Source organism: Streptomyces sp. NPDC003393, from assembly GCF_053589015.1.
The window spans coordinates 57,433-84,077 of sequence record NZ_JBSFRB010000017.1; the positions used below are offsets into that span (position 1 = coordinate 57,433).

Consider the following 26,645-nt stretch of genomic DNA (forward strand, 5'->3'; position numbering starts at 1 on the left):
GCAAGGCAGACGTGGAGGTAGCGATGAGGGTCGTGTTCGTGCACGGGGCGTGCGTGCGGGACGGGTCGTGGTGGTGGCACCGCACCGCCGAGCTGCTGCAGGAGCAAGGGGTGACGAGCGTGGCCCCGGGCCTGCCGAGTTGCGGCGAAGCGGGCCAGCCCGGTGGCGTCGGCGGTCCGGGGCTGTCCGAGGATGTTGCCGCGGTACGGAAGGTGCTGCAGGCCGGCGACGAGCCGACCGTCGTGGTCGCCCACAGCTACGGCGGCATTGTCACCGCGGAAGCCGCTGCGGGAATCGGGTCGGTACGCCACCTGCTGCTGGTCTCCAGCTACCTGCCCGAGGTCGGGCAGAGCCTGTCGGAGTTCGGGGACGGCGGCCCCGCCCCGTTCCTCGACGTCGACCCCGACGCCGGCACCTTCGGGGTCCGCCACGAGCTGCTCGTGGACACGTTCCTGCAGGACTGCGACCCCGAGGTCCAAGCGCAGGCGGCGGACCACCTCGCCCGGCAGAGCGTGCACGTGACCGGGCAGCCGGTCGGGGCGGCCGCATGGCAGCAGGTGCCCTCGACGTACCTCGTCTGCACCCAGGACCGGGGCACCCCGCCGCGGCTACAGCGCGAATTCGCCCGCCGTGCCGGCAGCATCGTCGAACTCGACGCCGGCCACCACCCGTTCCTCTCCCAGCCCGCCGCGGTCCGGGACCTGCTGCTGAGCCTGTGACGGCAGCCGCGGACGAGCCGGGCCGGCGATCCGTGGACCAGGCCGTGCGCCAGCAGTTGGGCCACGACGTCCGTCGTTGCTTCTTCGATCTGCTCAGTGAGAGGCCAGTTCTCCCTCGGCACTCACGACGGTCTTGGTGACGTGCAGGTTCCGCCCACGGCCGGTTTCAGGTCGGGCCGCTGACAGGCCCGGCGCCGCATTCCTCGTCGGTCGGCGCGGGGCGGATGATCTCCGGCCCGGCCGGTGCGCCGGTTGCCTCGGCTTCGGCACGGGCTCGGTACAGCGAGGCGATGGAAGGCTCGGCGTCCAAACAGCCCAGTTGGCTGATGAGCGCGACGACAAGAGGTGCCGCCTGGTGGTTGCGGCGGCTGTCACCGGCCCAGGACCACTTCCCGGTGGAAGCACCCGAAGGCAACGGCGAGGCTCCTGGTCGCCGTGACAACCGAGACGGGAGTTCTGCCTCAAAGCGCGGCGAAGGACTCAAGCATGTCCAGGCCGTCGTTGCTCCGGCCCGACGACGATGGGGTGACAGGGGTGGGCGACGGTGCGACAGCTCCTAGCCTAGGAGCCGTCCTCGGTTGCGTGCCACGCGGCCTTCTCCACGCCGGCCTCGACCTCGTTCCGCGGCCGGCCTTCATCCTTCGCGTACTGGGTGATCGCGGCCTGGATGTCGCGGGCGAGGTCACGCCAGACACGCCACGCGGTCTCGTACGTGGCGGTCTGCTGCTCGCTCCACGGCTCGCGGGCGGGCGGCCCGTACTGGTCGCGTAGCTGCTCGACCTGGGCCTGTGATGCGTCTGCCGCCCTTTATACGTGGCAGCTCTGGCACCTCAGCTGACCGTACGTGCATTCCCTCCGTTGCGACCGCTGCGGCGGGGCCAAGGCTTCCTTGGCCCAAGGCGGCCGTCAGTCTTGCTGCCCGCGGTCCGCAAGGCACCTCCCAGGGATCGCAGGATAGAAATCTCGGTGCTTCAGCCTGATCTTGCGAGGAACCCCGCCCCTTCATCAGGGGTGGGGGAATTGCATCCTGAGCCGGGCGGCGCGGAGGGCCACCACATCGCTCGGTGAAGCGTCCACGACGGCGCCGCCCGTGCTGACCGGCTCCGGTGTCAGGGATTCCAGGTCATGGTGGCGAACGCCCGGTCGAAACGCCGTGCGGCCAGATCCTCCCTTGAGATCGCCCAGTAGAAGAGTGCCATCTCCAGGCCTTGAATCCCATGCCACCACTGGGCGAGGAGCACCCAGTCCTCGGGACGTGTTTCCGCCCCGGTCTTCGGTCGTCGGCTCGCGTCCTCTTCTATGGACGCGAGCTGTCCGGCCATCATGGCAGGGTCCAACTCGCCGAGCTCGTCCACGGCGTATCCGCCGATCTGGAGACCCGGATGAGTGACGTCTCCTTGTGGCACTTCCATCCACGCCTCGATCAGTTCCCCGGCATAGGGGTGCTCTGGGAAATCCTTGACCTCGCGAGGCGGTCCCGGGTCGATGATCGACAGGTGCTCTGGCAGGGAGACAGCGGGCTTCACACGACGCAGATCGTCCTGCGGGAACTTCAGACGGGTGACGAAGTCGTCCGGTTCCAAGATGAGATCCATCTGGCGTTCCTCGACGGGCGTACCGGCAGGGACGTACCTCACCTCGCCCATGTTCAGGGTGGGAGGGGTAGTCGTCCAGTCCACCCGGGGGTATGCGAACAGCAGGAGTTGGCCGTCCGGCGGCAGGGGGAGGTCAGTCGCGTCCGCGGGCAGGGCCGCGAGGTCGATGGAGGCGGCCAGGGGACACCAGGGGTCAGGGGCGTCGGCGGGAAGCGTCACGGGTCCGCCGAGCCGGCCCACCACCGGCCCGTCCCCCGTGCAATCGAGATTCACGCAGGGGCGGGCGGTGCCGACCCACCGTTCCACATCCGCCGACGGAATGCCGCTGGCGAGTGCCTGTTCACGGAAGCGGTTCAGTGTGTCCGGGATCATGCGAGCACTATAGGGACACGGGCTGACACGCCTCGGGCTCGTGGACAAGGCGATGCCGGACGGTACCCCGTGATGTCGGCATTGTCATGGCCGGGTCTGTGGTCCTGGCGGGCGCCGCCCGCTTCGCCCCGCCGATCGCGCACGGAGAAGCGCGACGCCGCTGACGCCGTGCCCGCACACTGGCCACAGCGAGGAGGAACCCATGCCGGCCGATGCATCCGTGATCTCGGTCAGTGACGCCGAACTCCGTCTGGACGCCTTCGGGAGCCGGCCTGCGCCCGGCAGGGCATGAGCCCCATGGGCGCCGGATCGAACTGAGCCCGGGTGGGGGAGGGCGTCGCATGGTCGCCGGTCTGCTGCCGGTCGAAAAGAGGCACCCTAAGTAAGATTCAATCTACGTAAGATTGAATCTACGTTTCTTGGTTGAGGGTAGGCCGGCGATGGAGTTCAAGGGCAGAGCGGCCGACCTGAGGCTGCTCGCGCGGCAACTGAAGGCGGTGGCCGAGGGTACGGGCGCCACGCGGGGGCGGGCTGTGCTCATGACAGGTCGGCGGCGGGTGGGGAAGTCACGGCTGGTGCAGGAGTTCTGCGACCGCTCCGGGCTCCCGTACGTGGTGTTCCAGGCAACGCGGGGCCGGAACCCGATAGCCGAACGGACGGACTTCGCGGCCGCCGTCGGCCAGTCACCGCTGGCCGGTGCGGAACTGGTGGCGGGGCTGCAGGCGGCGGACTGGAACCAGGCGCTGCGGCAGCTGGCGGTGGCGCTGCCGGACGATGCCCCGAGCATCGCGGTGATCGACGAGGTGCCGTGGTTGGTGGAGCAGGACGGGGAATTCGAGGGGGCACTGCAGACCGTCTGGGACCGGTACCTGTCCGGCAAGCCGGTGCTGCTGCTATTGGTGGGCAGCGACATGTCGGTGATGGAAGCGCTGCAGTCGCACGGGCGACCGTTCTTCGGACGGGCGGCCAAGATGACCGTACAGCCGCTGCACCTGGCCGACGTGCAGGAGATGACCCGGCTGAGCGCGGCGGAAGCGGTGGATGCGCTGATGATCACCGGCGGGTTCCCGGAGATCGTCCAGTCGTGGAGGCCGGGCATGACACGTGGGGACTTCCTGCGGGAGGCGGTGGCCAATCCGCTCTCCCCGCTGCTGGTGGCCGGTGAACTCACGCTTCTGGGGGAGTTCCCCGAGGCGTCGCACTCGCGGGCGGTACTGGAAGCGGTGGGCAGCGGCGAGCGCACCTTCTCGACGATCGCGGCGCAGGCCGGCGGCGCAGGGGCGCTGCCCTCGGGGACGCTGTCCCCTCTTTTGAACACACTCCAGGCCAAGCGGGTGATCGCCACCGACCTGCCGCTGTCCGTGAAGCCTGACAGCAAGAACAAGCGCTACCGCATCGCCGATCCCTACCTGCGGTTCTGGCTCGCCTTCGTGCAGCGGGGAATTCCACTGATCGAACGCGGCCGGGGAGACCTGGCGCTGGAGCGCATCGAGCGCTCCTGGACCACTTGGCGAGGGCGGGCCGTGGAACCGCTGATCCGTGCTTCGCTGGAGCGGCTGCTGCCCGATGACCGCTGGCCTGCCACCGAAGCGGTGGGCGGCTGGTGGAACCGGCAGAACAACCCCGAGGTCGACCTGGTGGGCGCCGGCCGTGAGCCCGTGGCCGGCACAGTGCACTTCCTGGGCTCGATCAAATGGCTGGAAGACCGCCCGTTCGGACGGCACGAATACGACGTCCTGGCACGGGACATGCTCGCCGTGCCCGGGGTCGGCCCGGATACCCCGCTGGTCGCGGTCTCCCGCAGCGGCGTCACCAGCAGTCTGCCACTGGCCGCACACTGGGGCCCGGAGGACCTGGTCGAGGCCTGGAGGTAGGGAACGCCGGCTCAGCGGCCCGTGGGTGCCTCGTGACCGACGGGCCCGCCGTTCACAACAGCCAAGGCGGGCCCGCAGCGCAGAGGCACGGAGGCGTCGGTGCCGACGAGGACATCGACGCCGGTGTCGTGCAGCGCCTTCACGGTGTCCAGGACGTCGGAGAGCTTGCCCTGGGGGTAGCGGCCGAAGCTGGAGCGCAGAGTGGTCATCCAGCCGGCGTCCAGACGGGAGGAGACGCGGGGGTCATCGGCCCAGGACAACGCCCGCACCGTGGGCTCTCTCTACCCCCGCCGGCGAGAACACCGCGACCTGCACGTCCTTCTCAGTGGCCTGACACCGGCCGAGGAACCGGCCTCATCACGGCCGCCGACAGGAGAGGAGCGGTGGGTTGAGCGGCGCTATGAGCTTTCCGTCCTTGGCCGGCTCGGAGTCCGCCCACCGGCGTGTGGCGAGTTGTGCGTGGTGTCCGGTGCACCAGCGATCGAAGCGAGTTTCAGCTTGGTCTCGTCCGCGCTGGCGGGCGCCGCAGTCATGATCACGATCTTGAGGTCGGAGTCACCGTCGGTCAGCACATCACAGTCCACGGTGACCTGTCCCACCGAAGGGTGCTCGATGGTTTTGTGGTCCTCCCGGTGTGCGGCCACCGCACCGGTCGCCCACAGGTCGGCGAACCGCTGGTTGCCCGCGCGCAGGTCGCGCACCAGCTCTGCCAGACGGGTGTCCCGGGGAAAACGGCCGGTGGCGTGGCGAAGGTCGGCCACGACGGCGGCGTCCACGGCGTCCTTGTCCATTTCGGTCACGGGCCACAGTGCGAGGTGGGCCGGACCTCTCTCAAGCGGAAATCTGTCGCGGGCGAAGTTGCGCAGTCGCGGGGGAGACGAGGAGGGGTCGCCCAGGAGCGCCGCCCAGCTGCGGTTCCACCAGATCAGCTGCCAGTCCGCCGCGAACACGGCGACCGCGACGTCCTTGAGCCGGGCGAGCACTCGTTGAACACCGGGCGGGATGTGATCGGAGATCTCGCCGTCCTCCGGCGGGGCGAGTTGGGCCAGCTGGTACATGTGGTCCCGCTCGGCGTTCGACAACTGCAAGGCACGTGCCAGAGACGCCACCACGCTCGCCGAGGGCGTCTTGGCCCGTCCCTGCTCAAGGCGTACGACATAGTCGACCGAGACACCGGCGAGTTCGGCGAGTTCTTCGCGCCGAAGCCCCATCGCGCGGCGTGCCCGGCCCACCGGCAGTGCCGCGGCCGACGGAGGCAGCCGGTCCCGCCACATGCGGATCATCTCGCCGAGTCCGGTCCCGGGGATGTTTGTCATGCCGTCCATCTTCCTGCTTGCTCGGTCGTCACGGCGAGATCTACAGGGGGTGCGGCGGCTGTGGACGGGCCGTCGTGGCGGCGCGCAGCGGCCCGGTCGAGGGCCCACAGGACTGCGGCGCTCCCGAGGGCCCACAGGGTCAGCAGGACGATACCGCGTAGGTAGCCGTCGCCGCCGAAGTAGGACACCCCCTGCAGTGCGCGCACACCGAGGCCGACGGGAAGGATCTCCGAGAGCGGACGCAGCCAGTCCGGAAGGTAGGCCGGTGGGAGGGTGCCGCCGCTGGTGGCGTTGCCGAGGATGAGAAGGATCAATGAGGCGAGGAGAGTTCCGGCCGGGCCGGCCACGCGCATGATCAGCAGTGTGGCCGATCCGACGGCCATCGCCATCAGGATCGTGACCGCCATGATGGCGGCCAGGTTCCCCGGCAGAGCATTGAAGCCGGTTCCGCCGGCTGTGAGTGCGACCGTGATACCGCCGGCGGTGGAGAAGGCGGTTAGGCTCAGCAGGCGTCGGCGCAGGGGCAGCCGGGGCGCCATCTGGGAGGAGACGAGACCGAACAGATAACCTGCCAGCACGAGACCGAATCCGGAGTAGAAGATCGACAGGCCCCGGGTGTCACCGCTGGACGTGGGGGCCACATCCTGGCTCTCCAGCGTTGCCTGCGAGGACTGCGCGACGGTTCCGAAGATGCCCTGAAGTGTGTTTGTGACGGCAGGGCCGTTCGCTCCCGCGTACAGCAGCCGGGTACTCGCTCCGTCACCGGAGACGACATACGCGCCGTACACCTGGCGATGCTCGACGGCGTCCTGTGCAGCGTCGACCGATGCGTAGGGGGTGAACGCGACCTTTCCCGGTGAGTTCGTCACAAGCTTCTGCTCGACGGCCTCGACCTGTGAGGTGGAGCCGACGATCCCGACGGGCAGACCGTGCGGCTCGGGGGTGTGGAAGGCGGCGAGGAATATGGTCACGAACAGTGTGCCGATCACGAGCCCGACCATCGTCGGGACGAGGACCGCCTTCCGGGTGTTGGAGCCGCGTGTGGTGGGGGTGCCGTCCCCCACGCTGTGATGCGTGGCCCGCTCCGGCCGAATGCTACGGGGGGCTGTCAAGGTTCGGCCCTTCCTTCCCATGTGTGGTGAGTGGTCCTGGTGGTCGGCCGGGACGAGCGATCGGTGCGGGCCGATGCCCGCCCCGGGCGGCCTCACTGGTGTGCGATCGGGCCGGTGGGCCTTCGTCGATCACGGCGTTCCGACGTCATGGTTTCGCCCAGATGCCTGCCGAACCTGGGACGCGGGCCCAGGACTTGGTGCGAAGGACACGACGGTGCCGCGCAGTCCGGCGGCTTCGCGGCCGTCGGCCGCACGCACCGCGAGGCTCCTGTCCGAGGAACGTCGCGATGATGAAAGCCGGGCGGTTCCTGTCACTCGCCAGAGGGTGAGGCTCCGGGCCCACTGATCTCGATGATGGTGCCGACGTTGTCGGTGACGAACGCGATGCGCCGGCCGATCGCGGGGACGTCCATGGGGCCGCCGATCAACGGCACGTCACGGTCGCGCAGTTGAGACACCATCGCGTCGAGGTCGTCGACGGCGATGCAGAAATGGTGCAGGCGCTCCGGGTCCAGGCTCGCGAGCACGTTGTCGGGCGGCGTCGGATTGCGGTTCGCCGCGCCGGCGAGCAGCTCGATCTTGACGTCCCCGTTGACGATGAAGACGAACACCGTCCCATGGGACTCAAACCTGCGCTCGACAGTAAAGCCGAGCTTGTTCGAGTACCACTCGATCGTGGCGTCGAGATCCTCGGGAGTGACGCTGATCCCGACATGGTCGTGAGAGAGAGGACTGTTCATGGGAGTGAGCATGACTTCTGGCCCACCCTGTAACCAGGGAGGATTGAACGGTAGGAACAGCTGTACCACCATGGTGACGGTGGCCGGTGCGCGGCGGCGACTCTCGGCGTACGGGCTGAAGCCGCTCCGGCAAGATTCTCACAGGCGTAGATACGACATCCTCGTCCTCAAACGGCCTCGACAGACCTGGACTTGAGGTCCGCGGCGTTGTGCAACAGACCACGCAGCGCCAACTCGAAGAAGCTCAATGCGTCGGCGCTGTAACGGACTACGACGGGCACCATGCATCCGGCTCTCGAGCCGGCCCAATGGCATCCAGTTCGACGGCGGGGTGGTCGGAGTTGCCGTGTGCGTGTTCACCCGGGACGGCCGGCTGGCTGCCGGTGTGCCGGCCAGACGCAGGTGGGAGGCCACGAGCAGCCAGGTCCAGCGATCGGCGGCCTCGGGTGTGCGGATCGTCGGGGTGGCCCGGCCGAGCGCCTGCTTGGAAGGGCGGGAGGTGTGCTCGATGCCGACCCTCGATGACCTGGAGGGAGCCGTCGAGGGCCAGGCGGTGACGGTGGTCATGCCGTCTCCGGGCGTCGGGCGCGGAGACTGTCGTGGCGTTGGTCTGGTGTCAGCGGGATTGCGAGAGGCCGGCCACGACCGTCGCAGGCGGCGCGTTCGTCAATGGGCTGCGGTAGGTCTTCTCTCATCGGTCACTCGCCAGCCGGGACGCCATCGACAGGCGTCCCGGCTGCTCGACGCATGTCCGCACTACCACCACTGATCAGGTCAGCGATCCACGACACCGTCACCCCCGCCACCTCGCGCTCGGCGTTGTCGGCGGGCCGGCCGGGTCACCGGAAGGGGGTATGAGGGTGCCGTTCAGCATCCAGGGCGGCAGAGAATCACTGCCAGGTTGGATTGTTGCCATCTGCGCACATCGCCTTTCGTCACTTCTGCCCCAGCGGCACCTCGAGAGCGGAGCGTCCGACAAGACGCGCGGCCTCGTCGCCATAGTTCCGGGTGGCCTGCCGGTGTGTCGTCCCGCCACCTGATCCCGTACACCACACGACCAGCGACTCCGGCTGCAGTGCGCCGCCTGGGACGACGCGCCGCGGTCGGTACCGAATGCGGGAGACCGGCGTGCCGATCTTCAGACGCCTGGCCGCCCGGTTGTGATCTGGCAGTGGTGCCGTGTGGCAGAACGCGGCACTCGGCACTGTGGTGCAGTGCGGCATTGTGCTTGTGTTGCTCGATGGTCGGCTGGTTGTGCGGTCCGGTGCGGGGGTCGGGTGTCGATGTGGTGGCCGGCCGTGGAGTCGAAGCGTGCCCAGACGATCTTGCCGCGGGGCCGTTCGTTCGTCACGCCCCACTGGTCGGAGAGTTCGTCGACGATCAGCAGGCCTCGGCCGGAGGTGTCCTCGTCGGTGGGGTGCTGGACGGTGATCTGGCCATGGTGGGTGTCGTGGACCTCCAGGCGGATGCCGTGGGAGTCGGCGTGCAGTCGTACCGTGAAGCCGTCGGGGGAGACGGCGGTGTGATCGACCGCGTTGCAGGCGAGTTCGGACAGGCACAGCACCAGGTCGTCCAGGCGTTCGGTCCGGTCCCATGCCAGGAGGGTGGCCGCGAGGAAGTGCCGGGCTGCGCGCACGGATGTGGTGTCGGCGGTGAAGTGCTTGTCTGTGGATCGGTGCATGACGGGCCTCGCTTGTCGAGCGGTGGCACGGTACCGGCGTCTGTGAGGGATCTGGATCGCTGACCGATCCGTGGCCTTGTGACCAGCCTCATGTGGGGCAGGGCTGTCAGCCAGGACCTGACGCACCCAGGGACCGTCAGTCCCACCCTGGCGGGCCCGGCCCGCCAGGGTGGCTGGTGATCCTTCCCGGCACCGGCACCGCCAGTGCTCGAGGCTGTGCGAGTCCTCCGACGCAACGCCGCCTGGCGAAGAAGACCAAGGGCTCGGCGAACCGGGACAAGGCCCGGCGCAAGGTCGCCAGGATCCACGCCCGGATCGCCTTCCCCCGCCGCTACCTGCCCGAGGGAAGCATGGACCAGCTCTACCCCGCCGAGCGCCCCGAAAGCGCCCCCGCGCTACCCAACACCACCAACACGACCACTGATTGATCAGCTACACCACGAGCAGGGACACGGCTGTGCTCCGCCTGCGGCGCCTTGCAGGAGAAGATGCCGCTGCACGTCCGCACCTGGACGTGCGACTGCGGAACGACCCACGACCGGGATGTGAACGCAGCGAAGAACCTGCTGGCCGCCGGACGGGCGGTGTCGGCCTGCGGAGCTGGTGTAAGACCTCAACGGAGTTCTCCGGGCGGGCAGTCGACGATGAAACAGGAAGTCTCACGGCGCGAGCCGTAAGAATCTCCCCCCCTTCAGGGGGGAGAGCGTCAACACTTGTCTCCAACGTTCAGTAAGGGAGTGGAAACGCACTGGCGGCACACGTGGGGGCCGGCACGCCCTTCCCCCACTGCCTCCAGGGCGTGGGGGACCCCCAGCGGCGTTGTCGTCGGTTGCCGACGCTCCGCGTCGACTCCCTCCTCCGCCTTGCATCCGGACGCACCAGCCCCGCTCACCAGGGTCGATCAGCCACCGTACGTTCCCTGCGACTTGATCCGCCGGACAGGCATCAGCGCTGTCCGGTCGGGCGAATGACGAGTTCGTTGACGTCCACGGACTCCGGCTGTCCGATCGCGTAGGAGATGGCGCCGGCGATGGTGTCCGCCGGGATCGAGTTCGCTCGGTACGTCCGCATCGCCTCCCGAGCGCCCAGATCGCTGATGGAATCGGCGAGCTCGGACTCCACCACACCGGGGGACACGGTCGTGACGCGGATGCTCGGGTCGACTTCCTGGCGCAGGCCCTCGGTGATGGCCCAGGCGGCGTACTTCGTGGCGCAATAGACCGCAGCTGTCGGCGATACCTGGTGGGCGCCGATCGAGGCGACGGTGACGAAGTGACCGCCTCCCTGCCGCTCGAAGTGCGGCAGCGCGGCGGCGATCCCGTACAACAGGCCGCGCACGTTGACGTCGATCATCCGGTCCCATTCTTCGGTCAGCAGCGCATCGAGCCGGGACAACGGCATCACACCGGCGTTGTTGACGATCACGTCGATCCGGCCATGGCGTTCCGCGGCGGCATCTACGAAGGCGGCGACGTCTGCGCGGTCGGTCACATCGACAACACGCACGTCCGCCGTACCCCCGCCGGTCTCGATCTCGCGCGCGACCTCGGCGAGGCGGTCCCCGCGGCGGGCGCCCAGGACGACCTGGTGGCCTTCGCGAGCGAGCTGGAGTGCGGTGGCCCGGCCGATACCGCTGCTCGCGCCGGTGATCACGACGATCTTGGAGGAGGTGGTCTCAGGGTGAGGCGTGGTCACGGTGTTGCTCCTGGGTGGTGGAAAGTCTGCGCCGAGCGTGTGCCCGTGCCTGACTTCGGAGGCGGCACCGAGGGCGCCGCGGCAGGCCGATGGGGGCGACGGCAGTCGCAGTCAGTGCGGTAGGGGGCGCTTGCGGGGCGGCGGCATGGTCGCGCCGGCGCCTGACGTGAACGGAGACACGAATTCAACGAGTGCCGGTCAGACAGCGTTCGGGCTACACAGGCCCCCGCGTCGCAGTTGAGCGCTCTTGGACCGTTTCGGCGACGGCACGGTCGGCGGTGAAGCTGCCGAGCAGGCTCAGGGCCTCTTCGGACGGACTGCCCGGGTCGGCCTGATAGACGACGAGCTGCTGTCCGGGAGCGCTGTTCACAGTGAACGACTCGTAGTGCAGCGTCAGTTCTCCGACCACAGGGTGGCGAAGGCGTTTGGTCTCCTGCGTCTTCTGTCGGATGTCGTGGCGGGCCCACAGACGGCGGAAGGACTCACTTTTGAAGGACAGTTCGTCGACCGTCTCGATGAGGTGGGGATCGTCGTAGTCGGTCCCGACGGCAGCGCGCAGGCCTCCGACGGTGTTCGCCGCCACGCGGTCCCAGTTCGGGTAGAACTCAGGTGCGTCCAAGTCGAGGAACACCAGCCGCAACAGGTCATCGCGGTAGGTGTGGCCGTCGAACAGTGCCCTGCCGAGGGCGTTGGCCGCGAGCACCCGCAGACAGCGGTCCAGCACCACGGCAGGTGTCTGCGGCCAGGCAGCCATCATGTTCAGCAGTCGTGAGCTGACGTGCTCGTCATGAGGGGCCCGGTGCCGCTTCCCAGGGCGCGGGAGTGCGAGTCGGCGGAGGTGCTCTGCCGCGCCCTCCTCCAACTCCAGTGCCCGGGCCAGCGCGTCGACCACCTGGAGCGACGGGTGACGCTCGCGCCCTTGTTCCAGCCGTCCGTAGTAGTCGGTGCTCACGCCGGCGAGCCGTGCGACCTCCTCCCGGCGTAGGCCCGTCACACGGCGCCGGCCGTCGGTCGGCATGCCGATTTCCTCGGGCCGGAGCAGCTCGCGGCGGGCCCGCAGGAACTGCCCGAGCCGGTTCCCCGCGTCGGTGTTCATGCGTACGAGGCTATGCAGGAACCGCGCCCGATACGAGCCCCGAGGGTGGGTGGGACACTCCTACCCTGGATGCGAAGCCCTCTGCCCGCGTCGGCACGCGGCCCTCGGTGACCGTCATGGGGCGGCGGACGGCCTCTCGGCGGCAGACACTGCCTTGATCGCCCACTCGATGTGCGCCGGGGTCAGCGACGACTGCGCGGACTTCATCAGCGCGACGCGGCCCGCGATGTGCGCGGTGGTCATGCGGGGCCCTTGCATGGCTTGCCGCCGTCGGCCCGCAGGCGGGGCGCCCGAGGAAGAGTTCCGCGATGCCGGACACCGGACGCTTGCGTCGCGGGGACGAGTTCTGTCGGCGCCTGGACTGATCGCGATGCGGTCCGGCTTCCGTACGCGGCTGCGCCACGGCCTGCCCCGCCCAGGCAGCCGCCGCTGCACGGGCGAACGCGACCGCAGCGCGCGGCGGCGCCCACCAACTGGCCAAGGCGCCGGCCGTGCGGGCGGACGTACCGCCAAGGTGGTCTTCGCAGCGCCATCCGGTCGTCTCAGGCGAGGCCGCGCAGTGCTTCCTCGAGCGCGGTGCCGGCCAGAACATCGCGGTTCGGGGCGACGACGAACGCGGGCAGGTCGGTCCGGCGATCCCCCGTACTCGAGACCGGGCCACCGGACGTCGCGAACGCACTGGCCCTGAACGTCGTCGCCGCCGTCGCCGCCGTCCGCGCGGTCGTGCCGGACATGCGCCGTCGGCGACGCGGCACCCTGTTGTTCACCACCGGCGGCGCCGCCGTCGAACCCCACCGCGACCGTGCGGTCTCGGCCATCGCCTACGCCGCCGAGTCGGCCTACGTGCGTATGCTCCACGACACACTCGCCGACGACGACGTGCATGCCGCCCAGGTCACGGTCGTCGGCCCCATCGGGCCCGGCGCCAGGCACGAACCTGACGACGTGGCCCAGGAACTGTGGCAGCTGCATACCGAACGGGCCCAGCCACTGCTCATCCTTCGCTGACACCGTTCCTCATCAGTGAGCAGGAGTGGGTCTTGGACCCAAACCTGGTCAGCTGGCGCATCCCGAACGGTTATGGATGCGCTGGTCACCCGTGTTCGCGCCGCGTCCGTCGACACGGATCGTGTCCGTGGTCCGGGGATGCGGGGGCGGGTTTCCTCGCGCCCGCGGGTGCCGTGTCCGGCCTGGGCGGTCCGATGCCCCACACGATCGCTCTGGTCGTGTGTGTGTGGGCCGTCCGTCGCCGGATGCGGTACCCGAGAGCGCGTCGCCCGATCGCGACGCCGGCGGCGTCGTGGCGGGTGGTCATCTTCCTCTGGAACCTCATGTCCCAGTCCCCAGGTGTCCACGATCAAGGGGAAGCTTCACACGTCCAGCGCGCCCAATGGCGACTACACGTGGTAGATCAGCGCCCAGCCGATCAACGGCATAGGTCCTACACTGACCGCCTCCGGCACGTTCAAGGTCGTCCGAAAGCCCGCCCCGCACGACTACAACGACAAAGGCGCCCCGGACGTCCTCGCACGGATTGCCCCTGAGCAGGCTTGCCGTTCATTTCGTAGATGTGCAAAGCGAAGGGCACGATTCAGCGCTGAGTCCTTGCCAACTTGATGCGTATGTTGGCAAGGACCCAGCATCTGCTTCACCGATGTGACTGATTCTGGCCGTGCGACCGGCGGAACGCAGCTTGTGCCCTGAGCCACTCTCGGACGAAGGCCGCCGTGGGTCGAGCGGCGTCGACATCCTTGCCGACCGGACTGTCATCCGGCCGGACGAATACAGCCTTCACCGCCCCCGACCACCTGATACCCCCTTCGGCGCGGTCTCCGCGAGACTGGTAGCGCAGCAGCCTCATCGGCGGATGTCCCCCTGACACCGGTCTCACCTCGACAACAGCACGCCAACAAGCTCAGACGGCGGTTCGGCCCCCATCGACAGGAAGAATCGCACCGTGCACCCAGGAGGCGGTCGCGAGGTAGGCCACGGCCTGTGCGATCTCCTCAGGGGTTCCGGGTCGGCCGGCGGGCGCCTGTGCTGCGGCAGCATCGAGTGCGTCGCCCAGGATGGCGGTGCCCTCGGTCCGCGTCGGTCCTGGGCTGACGGCGTTGACGCGCACGCCGCGGGGCCCGTACTCGGCTGCCCAGGACTTGGTGAGCAGGACCAGGGCGGCCTTGGACGACCCGTACAGGGCCAGATGGGGGACGCCGAACTCGGCAAGCGGGGTGGTCACGTTGATGATTGCGCCGTCTCCTCGCTCGGCCATGCGTGGTGCCAGCTCGGCGACCAGGAAGAAGGGCACCTTGACATTCACGGCATAGACGCTGTCGAAGTCAGCCTCCGTCGCCGCATCGGTGGGGCCGAAGGGAAAGATGCCAGCGTTGTTCACCAAGATATCGACGTGGCCCTCGCCCAGCTCGAGCGAAGCGCGGGCGAGGCGCCGAGCTGAGCTCTCGTCACTGAGGTCTTCGGCCACGAAGGTGCCCGCTCCGCCCGCTTCAGTGATCTCGTTCACGGCCTTTTCACCGCGGGTGGTGTCGCGGCCGCTGAGGACAACCGTGGCGCCCAGGGCAGCGAGATGGAGGGCGGCGGCACGGCCGATGCCACTGTTGCCGCCGGTGACGAGCGCGGTCTTCCCTGAGAGTGATGGCATGAAAATCTCCTGCTGGTCTGTGATGAGAAGCCGGGGATCAGAAGCCTGAGGCCCCCGGTGGTGGAGGACTTCCTCATGCGACTTACGGCCTGATATGTACGTTTGTTGGTCTGTTGAGCCCCAACGATGCGGAGCGGCGGTCGTCCGGGCGGTCTGAATCTGCGCACCGTCTTCGGATCGCGCTGTACGGACCGGGCGCTCCGCTCTTGGCGGCACCGTCGACCCGGCCGCTGAAGGTGGGTGCCGGGCTGGCTGGTATGCGGTCCGGCGGCGCTCGGACACGACGGTCTCACCGAGCCCGAGGGGAGCGCGCTCCTGGGGAAGCTTCGCTCCCCGCCTCGCGAACTCTCGTACGGCGACACGCACCTCGACAGTGGTGGTGATCGCCATACTGGCTTGATGCCGGTACTCGGGAGCGCTACCTGATGGGAGGAACTCCGGCTCATCACCGGGATCGCCGGCGCCTGGGGAGCGGTTCTGAGCACCGCCGCTCCCTCACTGGTCGGACGGGGTGTTCTTCTGCTCGACCGTTCGGCGCCAGGCATCCCCGACTGCCGGATTGGGCCTACTTGCTGGTGATGCTCCACGTAAGGTCGCCGTTGTCGGCGGTGCTGCCGAGGGTGGTCCACTCGGCGTCGTCGAGGCCGAGGACCGCGCGGAGGTAGGCCGAGATGGTGTCGGCGACGAGGACGACGCGGGCGGAGTCCTCGTCGGTGGTCTCGGCGACACATTCGCCGGCGATGCCGCCCATGGAGTGCTCGGCCTCGTCGATGATGAGCAGGCTCTTGGGGGCCGGGCTGAGGAGGTAGGCGTCGGTGAACCACTCCGGCCCCCGGGTGGAGAGCTGCGACTGGTCCTTGCCGCCCGCGATGACCAGGGCCGGGGTTGCCATGGTGGAGAAGTCCGGCTTCATGAACGGGAGGTTCTCGGCGGCGAACGGGGTGAGGCTGTCGCCGGTTCCGGTCGCGGCGATCAGCGCGCCTGCCGACACCGCGGAGTGGGAGAAGTCCTCGCCGGGAACGCCGTCGGCGTCGAGTACGCGAGCACCGAGGACGGCGCCCGCGGTCTGGGCGCCCCAGGAGTGGCCGACCACGGCGATGCGTTCACGGTCGACGCGGCTCTCCAGGCCGGCCTGGACCAGGATGTCGCCAAGGTTGTCGAGAACCGCGTGGAGATCGGCTATCCGCACGCGCCAGATGGTGGCGAAGCGCGGGTCTTCCCAGCCGATGGCGTTGCGGCGGGAGTCCAGGTGGGTGGGCTGCACCACGACGAATCCGGCGGCGGCCCAACGGTCGACGAGGGGCTCGTAGCCGTCCAGGGACCACGCGTTGCCGTGGGAGAAGACGATCACAGGCAGGTTCGGGCCCGACCGGGGGGCGGTCACCTTCACCTGCAGGTCGATACCGCGGTCGGGTGCGGGAACGGGGATGGGCTTGACCGAGACGATCTGATGGCCGAGAGGGCGGGAAGACATGGGAGACCTGTGCTTTCTCTACGGAACGGCTCTGCCATACTTTGACGGAGCGCCGTTCCGCCACTTTAGCGGAACATTGTTCCGCGAACAAAGGGAGCCATCCGTGCCGGAGTCGGTCGGGGTACGCCAAGCACAGGCGCAGCGCACCCGCAGCGGCGTACTGGAGGCCGCTGCGGCGGTCTTCGTCGAGCAGGGCGTCCAGGCGCCCGTCCGTGACATCGCCGCACGCGCCGGCGTCGGTGTCGGTACGGTCTACCGGAACTTCCCGACCCGCGCGGACCTCGTCACCGCCGTCTACCGGCACCAGATCGACGCCTGTGCCGCTCTCGCGCCCCGACTCCTTGAGGAGTCCGCCTCACCGTTCACCGCGCTGACCCAGTGGACGGACGCGTTCGTGGACTTCCTCGTGACCAAGCACGGCCTCGGCGCAGCACTGGGCTCCGGGCATCAGGGGCTGGAGAACCTCCACACCCTCATGCTCGACACCCTGGTCCCGGCCTGTGCGATGCTGCTGGACGCCTCTGCCGCCGCCGCCGAACTTCGTCCCGATGTCACCGCCTACACGCTCATGCGCGCCATCGGAAACCTCTGCATCACCGGCCCCGACTACGATCAAGCCGACGCCAAGCGTATGGTCGCCGTCCTCCTTGCCGGATGTCGCAACACGGCATGACAACAGGCCCGGTGCCCGTGCTGCCTGCACCCGCCACGCCGGTCTCTGTCCACTGCGCCTAGGAGGCATGAGCGAGCACGAGCAGCAGCAGCCGGCACCGACCCGCGGCAAGGTCCTGGAAGCCCTCACGCGGGCGGAGCGGAAGGTCTCCCGGCCCGCGCCGAAATCCGCGAAAGCTCAAGGGAGATTCCTCCTCACGCGGGCGAAGGGGTCGACCAAGGCCCTGGCGGAGCGCCGGGCCTGGACCAGGTCCAGGGTCCGCTGATAGGACAGCAGGCCGGCGACGGCCTGGGTGGTGCCGCCCGTGCGATCGCAGCAGCCGAAGCACGGGCTCAGAACCCGCCAGTCCTTCAGGTGGGCGATGCCGTGCTGCGAGGGTCTGCACCGCGGGGCCGCCAGCCAGGAGATTGACCAGCCCCACTGGCGGTCGTGCTGGTGTGGGACCGGCTGAACCGTCACGTCTCCCACGCCATGTGTGAGCTGATCGCCGAGCGTGCATGGCTGACAGTGTTCCTGCTGCCCGCCTACTCGTCCGACCTCAACCCGGTCGAGTGGGTGTGGGCATACGTCAAGGGCAGCCTGGCCGACTTCGCCGTCGTCACCCTCGGCCGGTTGGGAACGTTCGTTTGCAACCGGCTCCAGCGCCTCCAGCACCGGTCGACACCCTCGACGGCTTGACAGCACAAACCGGCCTGACCCTCGACGAACCAGCGTCACCCTGACGAGCCGAAGTCGGTGTCAGTGGCGCGTCGGCCCGACCGGCGCCACGCTCGGCGGGGTGGCACGGAAGATCTCGCTCACCGCCGTGTTGACGACCGTCACAACCGCGACGGCACTTGCCGCGACGGGATGGCCCACGCCGTACAGAGCGGCGGCACCACCGCCGAGCACCAGCGCCTTCACCACCAGGACCAGAGCAAGCCGCGGCCGCAGCCGAGCCCGGGGCGCGGCGAACAACGCCCAGAGCACGATGGCCACCAGGGGCGTTCCCACGCCGAGCAGGATTTTGAGCGCATCCTGATGCCCCGCACCAAATCCCCACCAGCTCAAAAAGCACAGCGCTGCGAGCTCGAGCAAGAACGCCAGAACTTCGTTGGCGCCATACCAGGGCCGTGCACCGAGCCCGGCCACACCGCCCGTGTCCCCCGTCATCGAATCCTCCCGCTGCTCCGGCACGCCCAGCATGGCACGGCGGCGATCATGGTGTCGACGGTCAGTCGATCCGGCTCGGGCACTGAGCTTGTGACGCAGTCGGAGCCGGCGGTAGCTGTGATCATGGCGCGAGTGTTCTTCGCAGAACGTCGAGGTGTTGGCCCCTCATCCACATGGTGTCGAGGTGGAGTTGGTCGATCGGGCCGCAGCCGGAGTCACGATGCAGGCGCGGGTCCGCTCGGCGGATGCGGACTGTCCGCACTGCGGCGGTGCGTCAGGCCTTGAGTACGCCCGATACCTGCGACGGCTCGCGGGCACCGCGATCGATGGCTGGCTGGCTGGCGCAGTTCCGGCAGCGCCCGCCGGTCCCGTTCACGCGGACGCGGCCCGCCGCCAGTGCTGGTACCAAGGCCGGCCGGACGATCACGCGAGTGACGGCCACCGATCCATAGCCCACTCCAGCCAGCCCGGCCATCCAGGAGGCGGACCTTCAACCCCATGGCCCTCGAGTTCCGCGACATCGGGCTCCTCGAACAGCGTCCTCCAGCGCGCGAGGTCCGTCTCGCTCATCGCGAAGGTCTGATCAGGGGTGGTCGACTGGCGATGGGCGATTCGAGCACGTTGGGTCTCGTGGTCCACCGGCACATACACAAGCTGACAGGACGCGCCTGCAGACATCACCAACCAGCGGATCGCGGATCTCTCGTCACGAGACCAGCATCCGAAGTCCAGGACCACGTTGGTTCCCAACCTGAGCGCCTCCAGACCAAGCCAGAGCAGCCGTCCTTCCAGCACATCGCGCTTCCCCTCCGGCTGCGGATCACCGAACAGCGGGAGCATCCACTCATCCGGCGTCAGCCGCAGAGCGCCGTGCTCCTCGGCCAGCTGCCGAGCTCTCGTGGTCTTTCCGGCCCCAGGCAGACCAACCGTCAGGAACAACGTCGTCACACCCAGATCTTGTCACGAAGGCCAAGTGGGGATGACTGCTCTTGGTGCCGAGACCGCCAGGCCCCGACGCGGCCGAGCAGCGCGATCCCGCCCGTCTCGTCTGACCGGTTCAAGAGGGTGCGCCGACCAGGACGTCCACCTTGCCAGTGTCGAGGGAGTAGTAGGCGCCGACCACGGCAAGGGCGCCCTTTCCCACGAGTGGAGCGAGGTCCTGGTTGTCACGTAGATCGGTCGCGGTCAACGTGACCTGGGCGCGGGCCATGGTCTCGACCGGGTCGGCGCCGCCTTCCTTTACGGCCTGCTCGTATGCCGGCTGCAGAGCCTTGACAATCGCTTGCAGGCTGCCAGGCAGTGGTTTGCCGTCACGAAGGGACCTGTACGCCGCCTCGACGGCGCCGCAGCGCTGATGCCCGAGGACCACGATGAGCGGGGTGCCGCTCGTCATGGGCCCGTACTCGACAGAACCAGTGACCACGGGCTCGACCGCCTCCCCGCCCGTGCGCATCACGTAGAGGTCACCCAGCCCCGTATCGAAGAGGAGTTCAGGCGGCACTCGGGAGTCGATGCACGCGAGGACCGCCCCGAAAGGCTCCTGCTCCTGGGCCAGGAGCTGACGCCGGTTCGGATCCCGGTCGGGGTGTTGAAGATCTCCGCTCACCCAGCGCTCGTTGCCTTCCATCAGTCTCGTGAATGCCGCGCCGGGAGTGGTCGGCCGCGCCTTCGACGGAGCACTGGTCGCCGACGTGGCAGCGCTCGTCGATGAGCACCCCGTAAGTGCGACCGTGGCACCCGCGAGCGCGCCGGCAAGCAGAGCTCTACGATCCGGACGTCCTGCCTTGTCCATCGGTCGTTCCCCTCGGTGCCGCTCAGACACGTCCGTGCGTCTTGACCACGGCCATTGTTCAGCGCGGTGCGCGTGACCTGACGGCAGCCGCAAGCGGACGCGGGCTCCTTTGCCACCAATGGCCCACGGAACGGGTTCGTGCGGCGGCTTGAGCGTCTGATGCCGAGACCCACCCTGCCCGGCCGGACTGCCGACGGCCGGGTGCTGTCAGTGGCGTGCCGGGCTCGTACAAGCCCTACCTGGACGTACGGGGTATCGAGAAGGTGCGCCTTGCCGCTCTTGACGGTGCGGTGGGGCATCCGGAGCTGACGAGCGCCGTCGAGGACAGAGGTCCTGTTCGACGCTGCGAAGCCGGAAGACCTCTTTCGCGGCCAGTGGGGTCTCGACGTCCACCATGAGGGCTGCACCAACGCCTGGAAGCTGTGGGAGGAGATCGTTTTCTTGGGCTTTCGCGGCAGCTCGCAGTGCACCACGGCCGGGGCACTTGGTGTTCCCGCACCGGAATCGCCGGACCCGACGAGATGGGTCCTCAGCCGAACCCGAGACGCTGACCGAGATCGAACAGCTCCGGCTCGAGGCCGTCCTTGCCGACTGCCCCGGACTCGATGCCCTGACCGGTCACGTCCGGTCCTTCGCTCACATGCTCACCGAACGCCAGGGTGAACGACTCCCGCAGCGGCTCGACGCCGTCCGCCAGGACGACCTGCCCAGCCTTCACACTCTCGCGGCCGGCATCGACCGAGACCGCGACGCCGTCACCACCGGCCTGGCACTGCCTAGGACGAGCGGGGTCGAAGGGGGCGGCATCGCCTGCGTGCCGGGCGGTGCCGCCGGCGACGTCGGGGGAGCGTGGCATGCAACTGTGCAGAACGTGGCGGGAGGGGAACGTGGAACTCCAGGAGCCCGGCCGAGGCCGTGGTCGTACGATGCGCGGGTCACCGGCGGCGTCATCGTGCCCGCGGGACCGAATGTTCGGTTTCTGTCGAACGGGCGGTAGCATGGTCACCATGCCGGACCATTCGTCACCAGTCGACAGTGAGGTGGCCCTGCCGCGTCTGCTGGGAGCGCTGAGCGATCCGACGCGGCTGGGGATCGTGCGCGTGCTGTCCGATGGCGCCGAGCGGGGGTGGGGCCAGTTGTGCGCCCCCGTCGCCAAGTCCACTCTCAGCCATCACCTGAAGGTGTTGCGTGAAGCGGGTGTCACGCGGACCCGTCAGGAGGGCACCCGGTGCTATGTGACGCTGCGGCGGGAGTTCCTCGACGCCCGTTTCCCGGGCCTTCTGCCGGCGCTGCTGTCCGCGGCGGTCGCCGACGGCGTCGGGGAACATGTCACCGAGCGCGGCGAGCAGGTGTGACCGCGTCGCCGCGCTCGGTGACATATTCCCCGACGCATCCGGGATGCCCCGGTCACGGGCCGCGGTGCCGGCTGCCGCAGGGCGGAGCGTGACACCGGGGCCGCATGGTCGGGTCCGTCCTGGCGGTGCGTGCGGCCCCGGAACGGGGCTGACGGCAGCGCCGCCACTCGTGCACCCGCTCCGGCAGACGGTTGGTCCGGAACCGGTTGGCGAGAGGCGGAACCCCATCGGCCGGTGTTCGAAGCCGAGTCCGAGCCCTCTCGTCGATTGGTTTACGCGGACTGCCGGGGCGGCAGGAAGGCGCCGGCGGCTTCCGGCCTGGGCCACGGAGTGACGGTCTCTCCGGTGACGAGCCAGCCCCGGGTGCCGCCGCGGCGCAGTCGCAGTTCGTAGAGGAAGGGGGCCGCCGTGTCGCTCATGCGGCGGTAGAGGAGCGCCGTCGCTTGGTCGCCCTGGTCCTCGACATGGAGGATCCGGTACTCCGTAGACAAGGGTGCTTCGCCCTTGCTGCCCCGTGCGGCGAACTCCGCGAAGACCTCCTTGCGCGGTGCGGCGACGATCGATCCGTCCTTGCCGGGGAAGAGGATGGCCATGTCGGGGGCGTACAGCTCCTCCATGGCCTGCATCCGGTAGTTGCTCCCGTCGTGCACGACACGGGAGATGAATTCGTGGACGTCGGTGTTGACCTTGGTCATGACATTCTCTTTCTCTTTCTGCGCTGCGTCGGTGCTCGGCGGCTGCTGTCGGTAACCGCCCGAGGCGGTCATCCGTTGGTGGGGCCCTGTGGGAGCCGAGCCATTGCGCCGAGAAACCTGCGGTAAGTCACTGAGGAGCCGCGGACCGTAGCCGTACGCAGGGCTGTCGTGAGTTCTGGCGAACATGGCGACGACAGCATCGTTCGATGTATGCCGAACAAGCTAGCACGACTTGTTGCCGGAGGCCATGGAGGGGTGATCGGGTCGGGTTCAGGGGCGAGCCTGTCGGGTGATGCGGCCTTGCGGATCGATGTCAGGGGCATGGAAGAGCCGGGGGAATGGAGATCACGCGGCGGGTCGGCATGTGGGCCATGACACCTCCGTGCCGCGTTCCGGTCCTCGCGGACCCGGTGTTACGTTGAACGTGTTCGATGTTCGGCGAACATCGAAAGAGGTTGATCGGACCACCATCGAGGCGGGAGCTGCCGGCCGTGGAAGTACGGCCGGGACCGCGGACGCGGCGATGGCTGACGGCCTTCCCGCTCCATCGCGCACAACAGCGTTGTACCGCCCCGGCGCTGCTGTGTTCACCGGCGGTTGCGGATGTCGTTGAGTATCGAGGTCGCCCTCTCGACCGTCCGCCGAATCCCGCCTGTTCCCGTCTGTGGGGCGGCGCCTGCATGTCTCTGCATGCCGCGCCCCGCAAGTTCCCTCGACCGAGACCGTCCACGGAGTCCGCCGGCGGTCATCGCGCAGCACCTGAATGCCGATCGGAGTAGACGTACATGACGAGCGAAGCGCCTGTTCTCAACCGCCGCCGGTTGCTGCGGGCCATGGGTGCCCTCGCGGCAGGATCAGCAGTGTCATCCATGACGGCAGGGGTTGCCGAGGCATTCACCGGATCAGGCCCGGAGCAGACGCGGCCGCACCTGCCGTCGACCGGCGTCGTCCCCATGAGACTGCATGTCCCGGAGCGGATGCTGCAGGATCTGCGGCGGCGGTTGGACCTGACGAGATGGCCGACGCAGGAACTGGTCGACGACTGGTCGCAGGGGGCTCCGCTGTGGCGGGTACGACGCCTCGTGGAGCACTGGAAGCGCCACTACGACTGGCGCAGGGTCGAAACGCTGCTCAACGGATTCGGTCAGTACCGGACCGTTGTCGACGGTGTCAGCATCCATCTGCTCCATTCGAGATCGCCCCATCCGGACGCGATGCCCATCATGCTGACACACGGCTGGCCCGGCTCGGTGCTGGAGTTCCGCAAGGTCATAAGACGCCTGACGCACCCGACGGAGTACGGTGCGTCGGCACGGGACGCCTTCCATGTGGTCGCTCCCTCCCTGCCCGGATTCGGGTTCTCCGACCAGCCGGACGAACGGGGCTGGGGCCGTGTCAGGACAGCACAGGCCTGGGCCAGGATCATGCCGCGCCTCGGTTATGACCACTACCTCTCCCAGGGCGGGGACTGGGGCGCTGCGGTCAACGTCCAACTCGGCGTCCTGCGCCCCAAAGGGCTCCTGGGGATACACCTGAATTTCCCTCAGATCGTTCCTCCCGACCTTGACCTCTCTCGGCTGACGCCGGAGGAGCAGACCGCCGTCGACCAGTTGAACGCGCAGCAGAAGAACGAGATCGGTTATCAGATCGAGATGATGACCAGGCCTCAGACGATCTCCTATTCCCTCGCTGACTCCCCTGTGGGCCAGGCAGCGTGGATCTACGAGAAGTTCGGCGTGTGGACCGACAGTGACAAGAACCCGGAGTCCGTCCTCACCATGGACGAGATGCTGGACGACATCACCCTCTACTGGCTGACGAACTCGGCGGAATCGTCCGCGCGCTTCTACTGGGAGAACTCCGACGTCACCATGAACGCCGTGAAGATCGACATTCCGATGGGCGTCACCCTGTTTCCCAAAGAGTTCTACACCCCTCCCCGATCCTGGGCGGAAGAGGCGTTCTCCCAACTCGTGTACTGGAACAAGGCGAGCAGGGGCGGGCACTTCGCGGCGTTCGAACAACCGGAGATCTTCGCGGAAGAGGTTCGCAGATTCGGCAGGCTGTTCCGCTGACCGCCGCCCGGATCCTACGGCGATCAAAGGCGAAAGCGAGCGCGCCCTGCCTGTTCCTGGCCGCGATGGACTTCTCCCGGTCGCCGCGCCCGAGCGGCCTGCCGCCGGACCCGGAATCCGGGCGCCGGCCGTCCCGGCCTTCCTGCCGGTGCCGGGACGGGGTGAATCGGCGGATGCGTGGGGTGCGGCGGGGGATTGGCGGGGGCGTCCGAGCCCGGCCCTGCCGTTGCGGTGCCGGGCTGGGAGGCGTGCCGCATCGGGTTCCGCATGCGGTACTCCCGCACCTCTGTTATGTTCGTAGTTCATCGAATATCGAACGTTATGAGTGAGCCATGAACGACCATTTCAAGGACCGCGTCGTGATCGTGACGGGCGCCGGTTCGGGCATCGGAGCGGCGTCCGCCGTGAAGTTCGCGGAGGCCGGAGCGCATGTTCTGGCCGTGGGGCGGCGGGAGGGACCGCTGAAGGAGACCGCCGGCCGGCACCCGCGGATCGCGGCGTTCGTGGCGGACGTCTGCGCGCCGGACGGCCCCGAGAGCATCATCGGGCAGGCGCTCGACGGCTGGGGCCGGGTGGATGTGCTGGTCAACAACGCCGGTGTGTTCGCCTCCATGGACCTTCAGCAGTCGACCCGTGCGGGTATCGACCGCATCTGGGCGACCAATGTCACCGCCCCGAGTCTCCTGTCGGCCGCCGCCCTGCCTCACTTGCGGGCACATCGTGGCGCGATCATCAATCTGAGCAGCACCTTCGGCCACCGACCCCTGGCCCATGCCTCTCACTACGGGGCCTCGAAGGCGGCGATCGAGCACCTCACCCGCAGCTGGGCCCTGGAGCTGGCCTCCGACGGAGTACGGGTCAACGCGATCGCTCCCGGCCCCACCGAGAGCGAGGCGCTTGCCAGCGGGGGACTGACCCCGGAGCAGGTTGCCGAGGTCAAGGCCGCGGAGGCGGCCCGCATCCCCATGGGGCGCCGCGGCGAACCCGAGGAACTGGCCGAGTGGATCGTGCGCATGGCCGACCCGCGCAGCGCATGGATGACCGGGCAGGTACTCACCGTCGACGGCGGCCTCGAACTCACCTGAAAGACCGAGCGTTGCTCGCGGGGAAGACAGAGCGCCGGTGGCGGGGGCAGCCGTGTCGAGCCGCTCTTGCGGGTCCACCGGTCAGATCTGCCGCCGGGGCCAAGCGGTCGGCCGCGCTCGGCGGCCGACCACGCCCGTCGTCGGTGGGATCTCGTCGTGCAGGCGCGGGATCCGGGTGACGTCGGTGCGGGGTTTCCCGGTCGGCGACATCGCGCGTGGGTTCGCTCGCAGTTTCTTCAGCTCACTGTATGCGGCTTTCCACACGCCGGCCTCGTTCCAGGAGGCACGGCGCCGCCTCCGCGATGCTCACGATTCACCGGACGCGCTCGACGTGTCCCGTTGTGTGCATGCTCGGGCGGACGGGCCCTTCGGGGAAGCCGACAGCCACAAGCGGCATGGGCAATAGGGTCCGTCTTCACCGTGGATACCGGGTAGCACACACACCGTCTCCCATCCCTGCCGCGAACGGCTCGGCGGAGCCGCGTCAGTGTGGATGGCGATAAGGTCCGGGCATGTCAGACGCGATAGCGACCGCGATCACCGCGGCGGCGGGCCTCGGGGGAGCGCTTCTTGGCGCGGTACTGCCACAACGCTTCAACGCCCGGGAGCGCGCCGCCGAGGCCGAAATCGCCGACCGGAGAAGGTCCTTCGAGGAGCGGCGAGAGGCATACACGGCCATGAACCGTGCCTCCGAGCAATTCCACACGCTCCTCAAGGACGCCCTGCACCGCATCCGTGACGGCGTCTATGCCGAGGAGGACCGCGCCCGTCTTGAGGATTCCCGCAGGGAGTACCGCGACCGCTATGCGGCAGCCCAAATGATCGTCCCCTTGCGGATCATGGAGGCCTCGCGAGAACTCAACAAGGTGCTCGCCGAGGTCGACGCGGCGGCCAAGCGCATTGACCGCGGCCTCGCGCGTGACGGCGAGAGTGCTGAGCACCTACTCGTCGAGGTGAAGCAGGCGGAGCCCCGGCTGGTAGCGATGCGGACACTGATGAGGCAGGACCTGGGGATCCGGGACTAACGAGCTGGTGCACGGTAGGTGATGAGGCGTCGGGTACTCGATCGTCGATCTGGTCGTGTAGTGGGGAACGCGTCGCGTGCAGTGATCATCAGACGACGCCGCAGCCCCTCGCCCTGCATGACCGCACCCCACCTGCTGCGTGAAACCTCCCGTTTCCCGTCATGCCGGGCGGGGCCTGTGCCGCCGCGGCGGCGCCGCTGACCCGGTTCACGGACTTCCGCGAGGACATCCCCGAGATCGACGTACCGGCGCTGATCCTGCACGGCGCCGCCGACGAAACATCCTGCCGATCGACTCCACCGGCGGCTCTTCCGCAAGGCTCCCGTCCGCCGACTACGTCGAGACCGAAGGCGCCCCCCCACGGTCTGCTGTGGACCCACGCAGAGGAGGTCAACAAGGCCCTGCTTGACTTCCTTGCGAAGTAGCGCTTTCGCACCCCCGACTGAGAGAAGGTACGAAACCT

At 68.5% G+C, this 26,645-nt stretch carries 26 protein-coding genes and 6 pseudogenes; 12 read left to right on the forward strand and 20 right to left on the reverse strand.

Features of this window, described 5'->3' with window-relative positions; genetic code table 11:
* Window positions 1-23 precede the first annotated feature (23 nt).
* Window positions 24-719, forward strand: a complete 696-nt coding sequence (locus tag ACWDUZ_RS18505) for an alpha/beta fold hydrolase (protein WP_451632861.1) — start codon at window positions 24-26, stop codon at window positions 717-719.
* 166 nt (window positions 720-885) lie between these two features.
* Here ACWDUZ_RS18505 and ACWDUZ_RS18510 read toward each other — a convergent pair whose 3' ends face one another.
* A complete protein-coding gene (locus ACWDUZ_RS18510) occupies window positions 886-1,134 on the reverse strand; it encodes a hypothetical protein (protein ID WP_451632862.1) in 249 nt (82 codons plus the stop codon).
* A gap of 694 nt (window positions 1,135-1,828) precedes the next feature.
* Window positions 1,829-2,686: a DUF1963 domain-containing protein gene (locus tag ACWDUZ_RS18515; protein ID WP_451632863.1), complete on the reverse strand. Its 858-nt coding sequence runs from the start codon at window positions 2,684-2,686 to the stop codon at window positions 1,829-1,831.
* 440 nt (window positions 2,687-3,126) lie between these two features.
* Between ACWDUZ_RS18515 and ACWDUZ_RS18520 the strand changes: the two genes are divergently transcribed.
* Entirely contained in the window at window positions 3,127-4,560 is a 1,434-nt protein-coding gene (locus ACWDUZ_RS18520; protein ID WP_451632942.1) for an ATP-binding protein, read from the forward strand.
* Between the two features lie 11 nt (window positions 4,561-4,571).
* On the opposite strand, the gene ACWDUZ_RS18525 is transcribed toward ACWDUZ_RS18520, so the two are convergent.
* The 6 genes and pseudogenes from ACWDUZ_RS18525 to ACWDUZ_RS18550 all read right to left on the reverse strand — a co-directional run bounded on the left by ACWDUZ_RS18525 (window position 4,572) and on the right by ACWDUZ_RS18550 (window position 9,409).
* Window positions 4,572-4,820 (reverse strand): hypothetical protein, encoded by a 249-nt coding sequence (locus tag ACWDUZ_RS18525; RefSeq protein WP_451632864.1) that lies wholly within the window; start codon window positions 4,818-4,820, stop codon window positions 4,572-4,574.
* A gap of 138 nt (window positions 4,821-4,958) precedes the next feature.
* Window positions 4,959-5,876, reverse strand: coding sequence for a helix-turn-helix transcriptional regulator (locus ACWDUZ_RS18530; RefSeq protein ID WP_451632865.1), 918 nt, complete (start codon window positions 5,874-5,876; stop codon window positions 4,959-4,961).
* Window positions 5,873-6,988, reverse strand: a complete 1,116-nt coding sequence (locus ACWDUZ_RS18535; protein WP_451632866.1) for an ABC transporter permease — start codon at window positions 6,986-6,988, stop codon at window positions 5,873-5,875. Before ACWDUZ_RS18535 ends, ACWDUZ_RS18530 begins: the two co-directional genes overlap by 4 nt.
* Window positions 6,989-7,299: 311 nt before the next feature.
* Entirely contained in the window at window positions 7,300-7,740 is a 441-nt protein-coding gene (locus ACWDUZ_RS18540) for a VOC family protein (protein WP_451632867.1), read from the reverse strand.
* Window positions 7,741-8,103: 363 nt separating this feature from the next.
* Window positions 8,104-8,247, reverse strand: a pseudogene (locus ACWDUZ_RS18545) (NF041680 family putative transposase); the annotation flags it as partial.
* A gap of 619 nt (window positions 8,248-8,866) precedes the next feature.
* Window positions 8,867-9,409, reverse strand: coding sequence for an ATP-binding protein (locus ACWDUZ_RS18550; protein ID WP_451632868.1), 543 nt, complete (start codon window positions 9,407-9,409; stop codon window positions 8,867-8,869).
* 233 nt (window positions 9,410-9,642) lie between these two features.
* Here ACWDUZ_RS18550 and ACWDUZ_RS18555 point away from each other — a divergent pair.
* Window positions 9,643-9,837: pseudogene (locus ACWDUZ_RS18555) on the forward strand (hypothetical protein); the annotation flags it as partial.
* 21 nt (window positions 9,838-9,858) lie between these two features.
* Window positions 9,859-10,086 (forward strand): annotated as a pseudogene (locus tag ACWDUZ_RS18560) (zinc ribbon domain-containing protein); the annotation flags it as partial.
* 268 nt (window positions 10,087-10,354) lie between these two features.
* Here ACWDUZ_RS18560 and ACWDUZ_RS18565 read toward each other — a convergent pair.
* From ACWDUZ_RS18565 to ACWDUZ_RS18575, 3 genes are all read right to left on the reverse strand, one after another.
* Window positions 10,355-11,104, reverse strand: coding sequence for an SDR family oxidoreductase (locus tag ACWDUZ_RS18565; protein WP_451632869.1), 750 nt, complete (start codon window positions 11,102-11,104; stop codon window positions 10,355-10,357).
* Window positions 11,105-11,318: 214 nt separating this feature from the next.
* Entirely contained in the window at window positions 11,319-12,200 is an 882-nt protein-coding gene (locus ACWDUZ_RS18570; protein WP_451632870.1) for a helix-turn-helix transcriptional regulator, read from the reverse strand.
* Between the two features lie 114 nt (window positions 12,201-12,314).
* On the reverse strand, window positions 12,315-12,443 hold the full coding sequence (locus tag ACWDUZ_RS18575; protein ID WP_451632871.1) for a hypothetical protein: 129 nt from the start codon (window positions 12,441-12,443) through the stop codon (window positions 12,315-12,317).
* A gap of 333 nt (window positions 12,444-12,776) precedes the next feature.
* Here ACWDUZ_RS18575 and ACWDUZ_RS18580 point away from each other — a divergent pair, with 333 nt between their 5' ends.
* The gene (locus tag ACWDUZ_RS18580; protein ID WP_451632872.1) at window positions 12,777-13,208 is read left to right on the forward strand and encodes an SDR family NAD(P)-dependent oxidoreductase; all 432 of its coding nucleotides are present in this window, start codon (window positions 12,777-12,779) and stop codon (window positions 13,206-13,208) included.
* An 11-nt stretch (window positions 13,209-13,219) separates the two neighbouring features.
* Here the strand turns inward: ACWDUZ_RS18580 and ACWDUZ_RS18585 are convergent.
* The 3 genes and pseudogenes from ACWDUZ_RS18585 to ACWDUZ_RS18595 all read right to left on the reverse strand — a co-directional run.
* Window positions 13,220-13,518, reverse strand: a pseudogene (locus ACWDUZ_RS18585) (IS200/IS605 family accessory protein TnpB-related protein); the annotation flags it as partial.
* Between the two features lie 597 nt (window positions 13,519-14,115).
* Window positions 14,116-14,856, reverse strand: coding sequence for an SDR family NAD(P)-dependent oxidoreductase (locus tag ACWDUZ_RS18590; RefSeq protein ID WP_451632873.1), 741 nt, complete (start codon window positions 14,854-14,856; stop codon window positions 14,116-14,118).
* 565 nt (window positions 14,857-15,421) lie between these two features.
* Entirely contained in the window at window positions 15,422-16,330 is a 909-nt protein-coding gene (locus tag ACWDUZ_RS18595; RefSeq protein WP_451632874.1) for an alpha/beta hydrolase family protein, read from the reverse strand.
* Between the two features lie 103 nt (window positions 16,331-16,433).
* Between ACWDUZ_RS18595 and ACWDUZ_RS18600 the strand changes: the two genes are divergently transcribed.
* Window positions 16,434-17,003, forward strand: coding sequence for a TetR/AcrR family transcriptional regulator (locus ACWDUZ_RS18600; protein ID WP_451632875.1), 570 nt, complete (start codon window positions 16,434-16,436; stop codon window positions 17,001-17,003).
* A 177-nt stretch (window positions 17,004-17,180) separates the two neighbouring features.
* On the opposite strand, the gene ACWDUZ_RS18605 is transcribed toward ACWDUZ_RS18600, so the two are convergent.
* The gene (locus ACWDUZ_RS18605) at window positions 17,181-17,462 is read right to left on the reverse strand and encodes a hypothetical protein (protein ID WP_451632876.1); all 282 of its coding nucleotides are present in this window, start codon (window positions 17,460-17,462) and stop codon (window positions 17,181-17,183) included.
* Here ACWDUZ_RS18605 and ACWDUZ_RS18610 point away from each other — a divergent pair.
* Window positions 17,430-17,725, forward strand: a pseudogene (locus tag ACWDUZ_RS18610) (transposase); the annotation flags it as partial. The gene ACWDUZ_RS18605 and the pseudogene ACWDUZ_RS18610 overlap by 33 nt on opposite strands.
* A gap of 16 nt (window positions 17,726-17,741) precedes the next feature.
* On the opposite strand, the gene ACWDUZ_RS18615 reads toward ACWDUZ_RS18610, so the two are convergent.
* The 4 genes from ACWDUZ_RS18615 to ACWDUZ_RS18630 all read right to left on the reverse strand — a co-directional run bounded on the left by ACWDUZ_RS18615 (window position 17,742) and on the right by ACWDUZ_RS18630 (window position 20,803).
* Window positions 17,742-18,155, reverse strand: coding sequence for a YrdB family protein (locus tag ACWDUZ_RS18615; RefSeq protein WP_451632943.1), 414 nt, complete (start codon window positions 18,153-18,155; stop codon window positions 17,742-17,744).
* A 423-nt stretch (window positions 18,156-18,578) separates the two neighbouring features.
* Window positions 18,579-19,103 (reverse strand): AAA family ATPase, encoded by a 525-nt coding sequence (locus ACWDUZ_RS18620; protein WP_451632877.1) that lies wholly within the window; start codon window positions 19,101-19,103, stop codon window positions 18,579-18,581.
* Between the two features lie 109 nt (window positions 19,104-19,212).
* The gene (locus ACWDUZ_RS18625; RefSeq protein WP_451632878.1) at window positions 19,213-19,782 is read right to left on the reverse strand and encodes a carbonic anhydrase; all 570 of its coding nucleotides are present in this window, start codon (window positions 19,780-19,782) and stop codon (window positions 19,213-19,215) included.
* A 694-nt stretch (window positions 19,783-20,476) separates the two neighbouring features.
* The gene (locus ACWDUZ_RS18630; protein ID WP_451632879.1) at window positions 20,477-20,803 is read right to left on the reverse strand and encodes a hypothetical protein; all 327 of its coding nucleotides are present in this window, start codon (window positions 20,801-20,803) and stop codon (window positions 20,477-20,479) included.
* Window positions 20,804-20,954: 151 nt separating this feature from the next.
* Between ACWDUZ_RS18630 and ACWDUZ_RS18635 the strand changes: the two genes are divergently transcribed.
* Window positions 20,955-21,302, forward strand: a complete 348-nt coding sequence (locus ACWDUZ_RS18635; RefSeq protein ID WP_451632880.1) for an ArsR/SmtB family transcription factor — start codon at window positions 20,955-20,957, stop codon at window positions 21,300-21,302.
* Between the two features lie 272 nt (window positions 21,303-21,574).
* Here the strand turns inward: ACWDUZ_RS18635 and ACWDUZ_RS18640 are convergent, their stop codons facing one another.
* Complete coding sequence (locus tag ACWDUZ_RS18640) at window positions 21,575-21,997, reverse strand: hypothetical protein (RefSeq protein WP_451632881.1); 423 nt, start codon at window positions 21,995-21,997, stop codon at window positions 21,575-21,577.
* 953 nt (window positions 21,998-22,950) lie between these two features.
* Here ACWDUZ_RS18640 and ACWDUZ_RS18645 point away from each other — a divergent pair.
* From ACWDUZ_RS18645 to ACWDUZ_RS18660, 4 genes and pseudogenes are all read left to right on the forward strand, one after another.
* Window positions 22,951-24,072 (forward strand): epoxide hydrolase family protein, encoded by a 1,122-nt coding sequence (locus ACWDUZ_RS18645; protein WP_451632882.1) that lies wholly within the window; start codon window positions 22,951-22,953, stop codon window positions 24,070-24,072.
* A 332-nt stretch (window positions 24,073-24,404) separates the two neighbouring features.
* Window positions 24,405-25,157, forward strand: coding sequence for an SDR family NAD(P)-dependent oxidoreductase (locus tag ACWDUZ_RS18650; protein ID WP_451632883.1), 753 nt, complete (start codon window positions 24,405-24,407; stop codon window positions 25,155-25,157).
* 512 nt (window positions 25,158-25,669) lie between these two features.
* Complete coding sequence (locus ACWDUZ_RS18655) at window positions 25,670-26,182, forward strand: hypothetical protein (protein ID WP_451632884.1); 513 nt, start codon at window positions 25,670-25,672, stop codon at window positions 26,180-26,182.
* A 167-nt stretch (window positions 26,183-26,349) separates the two neighbouring features.
* Window positions 26,350-26,607, forward strand: a pseudogene (locus tag ACWDUZ_RS18660) (alpha/beta fold hydrolase); the annotation flags it as partial.
* Window positions 26,608-26,645 lie beyond the last annotated feature (38 nt).